Source organism: Verrucosispora sp. ts21 (assembly GCF_002879555.1).
In the GTDB taxonomy this organism is placed as follows: Bacteria; Actinomycetota; Actinomycetes; order Mycobacteriales; family Micromonosporaceae; genus Micromonospora; species Micromonospora gifhornensis.
Genome location: NZ_PNOZ01000013.1, coordinates 109,257 through 116,213, shown reverse-complemented (window position 1 = coordinate 116,213; position 6,957 = coordinate 109,257). Strand labels below are relative to the sequence as shown.

7 protein-coding genes and 1 pseudogene are annotated in these 6,957 nt (G+C 73.9%); 2 read left to right on the top strand and 6 right to left on the bottom strand.

Annotated features, from left to right (window positions below):
* Positions 1–371 (bottom strand): annotated as a pseudogene (locus tag C1A38_RS08215) (D-alanyl-D-alanine carboxypeptidase); the annotation flags it as partial.
* Between the two features lie 97 nt (positions 372–468).
* A complete protein-coding gene (locus C1A38_RS08210) occupies positions 469–1,704 on the bottom strand; it encodes a D-alanyl-D-alanine carboxypeptidase family protein (RefSeq protein WP_102657236.1) in 1,236 nt (411 codons plus the stop codon).
* Positions 1,705–2,003: 299 nt separating this feature from the next.
* Between C1A38_RS08210 and C1A38_RS08205 the strand changes: the two genes are divergently transcribed.
* The gene (locus C1A38_RS08205; protein ID WP_102657221.1) at positions 2,004–2,858 is read left to right on the top strand and encodes a hypothetical protein; all 855 of its coding nucleotides are present in this window, start codon (positions 2,004–2,006) and stop codon (positions 2,856–2,858) included.
* Positions 2,859–2,975: 117 nt separating this feature from the next.
* Here the strand turns inward: C1A38_RS08205 and C1A38_RS08200 are convergent, their stop codons facing one another.
* Entirely contained in the window at positions 2,976–3,386 is a 411-nt protein-coding gene (locus tag C1A38_RS08200; protein ID WP_102657235.1) for a protein-tyrosine phosphatase family protein, read from the bottom strand.
* Between the two features lie 110 nt (positions 3,387–3,496).
* On the bottom strand, positions 3,497–4,306 hold the full coding sequence (locus C1A38_RS08195) for a DedA family protein (protein ID WP_102657220.1): 810 nt from the start codon (positions 4,304–4,306) through the stop codon (positions 3,497–3,499).
* A gap of 81 nt (positions 4,307–4,387) precedes the next feature.
* Here C1A38_RS08195 and C1A38_RS08190 point away from each other — a divergent pair, with 81 nt between their 5' ends.
* On the top strand, positions 4,388–5,095 hold the full coding sequence (locus C1A38_RS08190) for a carbon-nitrogen hydrolase family protein (RefSeq protein ID WP_102657219.1): 708 nt from the start codon (positions 4,388–4,390) through the stop codon (positions 5,093–5,095).
* Between the two features lie 2 nt (positions 5,096–5,097).
* On the opposite strand, the gene C1A38_RS08185 is transcribed toward C1A38_RS08190, so the two are convergent.
* Together C1A38_RS08185 and C1A38_RS08180 are read right to left on the bottom strand one after the other, a co-directional pair.
* Complete coding sequence (locus tag C1A38_RS08185) at positions 5,098–6,687, bottom strand: serine/threonine-protein kinase (RefSeq protein WP_233196702.1); 1,590 nt, start codon at positions 6,685–6,687, stop codon at positions 5,098–5,100.
* Positions 6,688–6,748: 61 nt separating this feature from the next.
* The gene (locus tag C1A38_RS08180) at positions 6,749–6,955 is read right to left on the bottom strand and encodes a hypothetical protein (RefSeq protein ID WP_102657217.1); all 207 of its coding nucleotides are present in this window, start codon (positions 6,953–6,955) and stop codon (positions 6,749–6,751) included.
* Positions 6,956–6,957: the final 2 nt, after the last annotated feature.

Below are 6,957 nucleotides of genomic sequence, written 5' to 3'. Positions count from 1 at the left end.
TCCAGCCGGGGCAGCATGGTCGCGGCCAGCAGCAACTTCTGCACGCTGGCCGGGGTCGCGTACTCGTGCGGCCCGCAACCGCCCAGCACCTCCCCGGTGTCCAGATCGGCCACCACCCAGGAGGTCGCGGCCACCTTCGGCGGCGTCGGCACCTTGGGCGGCACGACCAGTCCGGCCGTGGCCAGCCGGGCGCCGCCGACCGCCCGCGCGACCGGGTCCGCAGGCGGGGTCGCCGACGGGGTCGGGCCGGGCGCGGGTGGTGCCGGGCGGGGGCACGGCACGGGAGCCGTCGCGCCGGCACCGGTGGCGGGCACCAGCGGTGATGTCAGAAGCGCCGCGATCACCGCCACGGCCAGGCCGGAGACTCTCACAGCCACCGACACTATCGGGTGAATTCCGGCCAGTCCGGCGAATCGACCAACGCGGACGTCCTCCCGTACCGTCGACCGAGCACCCGCCGGCCGCGAGTTACCGGCGTCGACGCTGCCCGCAACGGCCGCGCCGCGCGACGAGCACGGCCAGCGTGATCGCCACCGCGCCCACCGCCAGCGCCACGTACATGCCCGCGCCGGGGGTGTCACCGACCGTGGCCGAGGTGGTTACGTTCACCGGCGGTACGGCGTCCACCTGCGGCGGCGGTGACGGTGACGGTGCGTCGTCCCACTCCCCCGGCTCGACCAGGCGGCCCACCGAGACGTCACGAGGCAGGCCGAAGCCCCAGTCGAGCAGCGCGGCCCCCTGTTCCCAGCCCCGCAGCGGCTGAGGTTCGGCACCGAGCAGCGTGACGACAAGGCGTCGTCCGTCGCGCTCGGCGGCACCGACGTAGGTGTGCCGGGCGTAGTCGGTGAAGCCGGTCTTGCCGCCGAGCGCGCCCGGATACCGGTAGATCAGCTGGTTGTTGTTCTGGATCTCGAAGCCCTTGGCGCCTAGTGCCTTCTGCGCCGGTATCCGGGTCCGTTCGGTGCGCACGTAGCTGCGGAAGGTGGGGTCGGCGAAGCAGGCCCGGGCGATCAGCGCCAGGTCGTACGCGCTGGTGAACTGCCCCGGAGCGTCCAGCCCGGACGGCGTGACCGCGTGGGTCTGGAGGGCGCCGAGCCGACGCGCCTGCTCGTTCATGGCCCGCACGCCCCCGGCCACCCCGTCGGGTCCGCCGCCGAGGCGGGCCAGCGCGTTGGCCGCCTCGTTGCCGGATTGCAGCAGCAGCCCCAGCCACAGCGTCTTCACCCGGTACCGGCCGTCGGGGAGCAGCCCGACGGCCGAGCTGCCCGGCGCGATGTCCAGGTCCTCCCGGGTCACCGTGACGACCTCGGCGGGATCCAGCCGGGGCAGCATGGTCGCGGCCAGCAGCAACTTCTGCACGCTGGCCGGGGTCGCGTACTCGTGCGGCCCGCAACCGCCCAGCACCTCCCCGGTGTCCAGATCGGCCACCACCCAGGAGGTCGCGGTCACCTTCGGTGGCGTCGGCGCCTGCGGCGGCACGACCAGCCCCGGGGTGGCCAGGGCGTCCCCACCGACGACGCGGTGCTCCGGCACCGACGGCGGCGGGGTCGGGCGGGGCGACCGGAGCACCTTCGGCGCCTTCGCCTTCGGGCAGGGCGTCGCGACCGGAGCGGCACGCTGGGTGTTCACCGACGCACCAGCAGTGACCGGAACGACGCCCGCCGCGAGTACGGCGACAACGGTGGCCAGCGCCCGGAAATCCATGAACACGCACCCTAACGGCAAGATCCCGACCGTCGCATCCCCGCCCGCGCGCCCCCGACACCGCCGGTGCACGGCGGACCGGTTGAACCGATCATTCGTGCACCCCGTATCCACGAGCGAACCAGACCCCATGCCCGGACCTGCGGCGGGAGCGCTCCCGCACCGGGTCCGGGCACACCCGGAAGGCGTGGCAGGCAGGCGCAGCCACCGCCGCGGCCGGTCCGGGCATCCATCGCGCAGCAGCCGGCCGTGTCCGACCCCGTCGACCCGTCCGGCCGGTCAATCATGAGGAGAGACGCATGGTCAGGCGTACGCTAGGACAGCGCAAGCACGCGGCCTGGAAGCTCGGCGGCGTCGGCGTGGTCGCGGTAGCGCTGCTCGGGGCCGGCCTCACGCTGGCCTCGGCCGATGACCGCGCCAGCACCGCGGCGCAGACGGCGAACTGCCCGACGGTACGGGACAAGCTCGGCAACGTGCCCGCCGCCGCCCTTGCCGGTGTCGAGCAGGAACTGGCCAACCTCGACAAGCAGATCGAGGAGGCCAACGCCCGCCTCGCCCAGCAGGCCGCCAACCCTCAGGGCGGCGCGAACTTCATAAACAACGCCATCCTCGGCCCGTTGGCCAGCAAGCGCGTCGCCGCCCTCGACCGCATCGGCATCAACATCAACCGAGTCGGGGGCCAACGCCCCGACCTGGCCAGCTTCGCCACCTGCGGCCTCAACCCCCCGGGCACCCGCAGCGCCCTCAACGGCAAGGCCGGCAACGCGGGCGGCAACAACAACGCCGGTGGTGGTAACAATGCCAGTGGTGGCAACAACAACGCGGGTGGCAACAACGCCGGTGGTGGTGTTGCGCAGAGGGTGAGTTGCCCGAGTGTCGCCGATCGGCTGCCGGCCGTACCGGCGCGGGCCGCCGCCGAGGTGCAACGCGAGCTGGCCAACCTGGACAAGCAGATCGCCGAGGCCGACGCCCGGCTGGCGCAGCTGGCGGTCCGGCCCGAGGGCGGCCCCAACTTCGTCCGCAACGCCGTGATCGGCCCGCTGGAGGACCGGCGCGTCGCCGCCATCAACCGGATCGCCACCGCGATCGGCCGGGTCGATGGCAACCGTCCGGGCAACCTGGTAAACCTGGCCCGTCCCTGCTCGGCTCGCTGACCCGCCGGCAGTGACCGGCCCGGGCCGGTCTCGCTGACCCGCCGCAGTGACCGGCCCGGGCCGGATGGACGGTTCTCCGCCCGTCCGGCCCTGGTCGCTTCGACGCCCCGGGTGCCGTCAGGGCAGCCGGCATAGCCAGCGGCGCTGCCACGGGGTTTCCACCGCACCGGGGCGGTAGGCGGCCCGGACCCAGTCCACGGCCTGCTCGGCGGGAAGCCCGTCGAGGATCGCCAACGCCGCCAGGGCGGTGCCGGTACGCCCGGTGCCGCCCCGGCAGGCCACCTCCACCCGTTGGCCGGCGTACCCGCGGCGCAGCGCCTCCCGCAACGCGTCCAGGGCGTCGGCCCGGTCCGTCGGCACCCAGAAGTCCGGCCACCGCACCCGCCGATGTTCCCAGGCCGGTGTCGGTCCGGGCGCGAGCAGCAGCCCGAAGTCGGCCGGCGAGGCGGCATCGGCGACCCGTCGTCCGCGTACCCGCACCCCGCCGGGCAGCTCGACCACCCCGACGGCGTCCTCCCAATCACCCATGACCGCATCCTGCACCACCAACCCACGGCCGACCGTCAACCGGGCGGCAGGCCGTGGCAGGAGAGCTGTGTCGGCACCCGACCCATCGGCCACGGTTCGGGTGGGTGGGATCAGTGCGGCCGGTTCTGCTGATCGGGGTGGTGGCCCTCGGCCCAGGCGCTGCGGTAGATGGTGCCGCGGCCGTACGGGTCGGGGGTGCCGGCCGGTTCGACGTCGGTCAGTCCGGCCCCGGTGTCGTTGGACCGCAGGCCGCCGGCGCGCCGGGACCGACGCAGCCGGGTCACCACGAACCAGACCAGAGCGAGTACGCAGGCGACGATGACCAGGTTCTGCAGGATGCCCGCGTACGACTCGACCAGGTGCCAGTTGTCCCCGAGCAGATAGCCGGCCAGCACGAATGTGGTGTTCCAGATCAGGCTGCCCAGCGTGGTGTAGACCGCGAAGGTGAGCAGCGGCATCCGTTCCACGCCGGCCGGAATGGAGATCATGCTCCGGAAGATCGGGATCATCCGGCCGAAGAAGACGGCCTTCACCCCGTGCCGGAGGAACCATTCCTCGGTCCGGTCGATGTCGCTGAGCTTCACCAACGGCAGCTTGGCGGCGATCGCGCGGACTCGCTCCCGGCCCAGGGTGGCGCCGATCCAGTAGAGCGCCAGGGCGCCCAGCAGCGAACCGAGCGTGGTCCAGAAGATCGCGCCGACCACGCTCATCCGGCCCTGGGCCGCGACGAACCCCGCCAGCGGCAGGATCACCTCGCTGGGAATCGGCGGGAACAAGTTCTCCAACGCCACGGCGAGGCCCGCGCCCGGTCCACCGAGCCGCTCCACCAGGTCGGTGACGAGGCCGACCAGCCCGTCCTCGGGTGGCGCGGACTGACTGAGCACGTCGGCAGCGGAGACGGTACGCGGAAAGTGAATCACCCTTACCACCCTACGAACTACACCCCGATGGCGCTGCGTCGGTATCGACCGCTGGCGACGAGTACTTCTAGGCTGGCCACGGTGGAGACTGCATTCGACCGGGTCCCGTTGCGGATCGCGGTGGCCCAGCCGACGTGCCGCGCGTACGACGTCGGCGCGAACGTGGCGGCGCACGCGGCGCTCGTCGCTGCGGCGGCGGCCCGGGTGGTGGTCTTTCCGGAGTTGTCCCTGACCGGCTACGAGTTGGACGCCGCACCTGTCGACCCGGCTGATTCTCGGCTGGCCCCGCTGGTCGACGCCTGCGTGGCGGCGGGATCGCTGGCCCTGGTCGGCGCACCGGTGGCCGGCGACCACATCGCCACCCTGGCGGTCGACGGGACCGGTGTGCGGGTGGCCTACCGCAAGATGTGGCTCGGCGGGGACGAGCCGCGCCGCTTCACGCCCGGCCCGGAACCGGTCGTGCTCACCGTGGACGGTTGGCGGCTCGGGTTGGCGATCTGCAAGGACACCGGGGTGGCGGAACACGCGGCCCGCACCTGTGCTCTGGGCGTCGACGTCCACCTCGCCTCGGTGGTGGAGTCCGCGGCCGACGTGGCGGTGCCCGACGAGCGGGCCCTGCGGATCGCGACCACGCACCGCGTGCACGTCGCGGTGGCCAGCTTCGCCGGCCCGACCGGTGGCGGGTTCCACGAGACGGCGGGCCGCTCGGCGATCTGGGCACCGGACGGCTCGGTGCTGGCCCGCGCCGGCAGCGAGCCCGGCGGGTACGCCCAGGCGACGCTGACCTGAGGTCAGCCGTCCTTCGGCAGGGTGGCCTCGACCCGGTCGAGCAGCTCGTCCATGCGGGCGGCGAAGTCGGCGGGAACCCGCCCCTGCTCGGCCTCCTTCTCGATGCGCTCGCGCAGGTCCTCGATCCGCTTCTGCCGATCCTTGGCGCGGCCCGCGGCGAGCTTGGCGAGGTCCTTGCGCAGCCGATCGGCCACCTTGCCGTCGAGGCCGTCGGTCAGCTGCGCCTCGGTGAGCAGCGCGATGAACTCGGTGGCGAACTCCCGCAGGTTCACCGGGTCGGGCGGCGTCGGCGAAGGGCTGGGTCGCTTCGCGGCCGGCGTGGCCGACGTCGGCGGGGCTGCGGGGGTGCTGGCGGGCGCGGCCGTGGACCGCCCGTCGTCGCCGTCCGGGGCCAGCAGCACACCGAACCCCACGAGCAGCACCAGGACGGCGGCGACCAGCACACCGACCGGGGGACGCCGGCGTCCGGGTCGGCCCGGGGCAGGTCGGAACGCCGCCGGGGGCAGCGACCCGGGCGGCCCCTCGGGACCGTACGGGCGGTGGGGCGAACGGACGGTCCGGTGCACGTCGCCGGCCACGGCGGCGGACCAGTCGCCGGTGCGGTCGACAAGGGTCGGCGGATGCGTCGGGGCCGCTGCGGTGACGGTGATGACCGCCTCGTCGGGCCCGCTCGGGGGCGTGACGATCGGCAGTACCGCGGTGGACGGGCCGGCCGGGCCGGTGGCGGCGGCACGGAACCGGGCGGCGAGCTGGCCGGCGGTGGGACGCCGCACCGGGTCCGGGTCCAGGCAGGCCAGCACCAGGGCGGCGATGTCGGTGGGCAGCCCGCTCACCCTCGGCGGCGGCACCGGCCGGCGCTCGGCGTGCACGATCAGGGCGTCCTCCCAGCTGCCCACGGGCAGCGGCACGTCGCCGGTGAGGGCGCGGTAGAGCAGCACGCCGAGCGCATACACGTCGCTGGCCGGATTCGGTGCGGCCGCCTGCAACCGCTCGGGGGCGGTGTACGCGGGCGTACCCATCATGGGTTCGACGGCGGCCTGTCCGGTGCCGGCGGCCAGCGGCCCGGCGAGCGCGGCGATGCCGAAGTCCAGCACCTTGGCGCCGGTCTCGGTGAGCATGACGTTGCCGGGCTTGATGTCGCGGTGCACCACGCCGATCCGGTGGGCGGCGGCCAGCGCGGCGGCGACCTGGGCGGCCATCCGCAGCGCCGACGGCCAGGGCAGCGGCCCGTCCGCGAGCCGGTCGGCGAGGTTGCGCCCGTCCACCAGTTCCATCACCAGGTACGGCACGATCGCCCCGTCGAGGCCGGCCTCGCCGTAGTCGTACACCTGGGTGACGTTCGGATGGGTGAGCCGGGCCGCGGCGCGGGCCTCGCGGCGGATGGCGGCCCGCAGATCGGGGTCGGCGGCGAAGCCGGCGGCGAGCACCTTCACCGCGACGGACCGCCCGAGCACCTCGTCGTTGGCTCGCCACACCTCGGACATGCCACCGAGGCCGATGCGCTCACGCACCACGTAGCGGTCGTGCAGGCGCAGGTGTGGGGTGAACGGCGACATCAGCGCCCAGTCTGCCTGGTCGATCGGCCCGCGCACCACCCGACGGTGCAGGCGGTGCGCGACGTGCCTCGGTTCGTGGCGATGATGCTGCCCGTCGCTACCGGGTGCAGTGCGGCGTGGCGGTCCGCGGGGCGGGCTGAATCTGGTCGGCCAGTAGCCGCAGGGTCTCGGCGGCGAGGTGGCGGGCACCGCTCAGCCGCGGGGTACGCGGCGGCTCGGGACGGATGGGCGCGTCCGGCCGAGCGGAATTGACGTGTCGGGTGACCGCGTCGATGGCGAAGACGAAGCCGGTGGGCTGTTCCATGG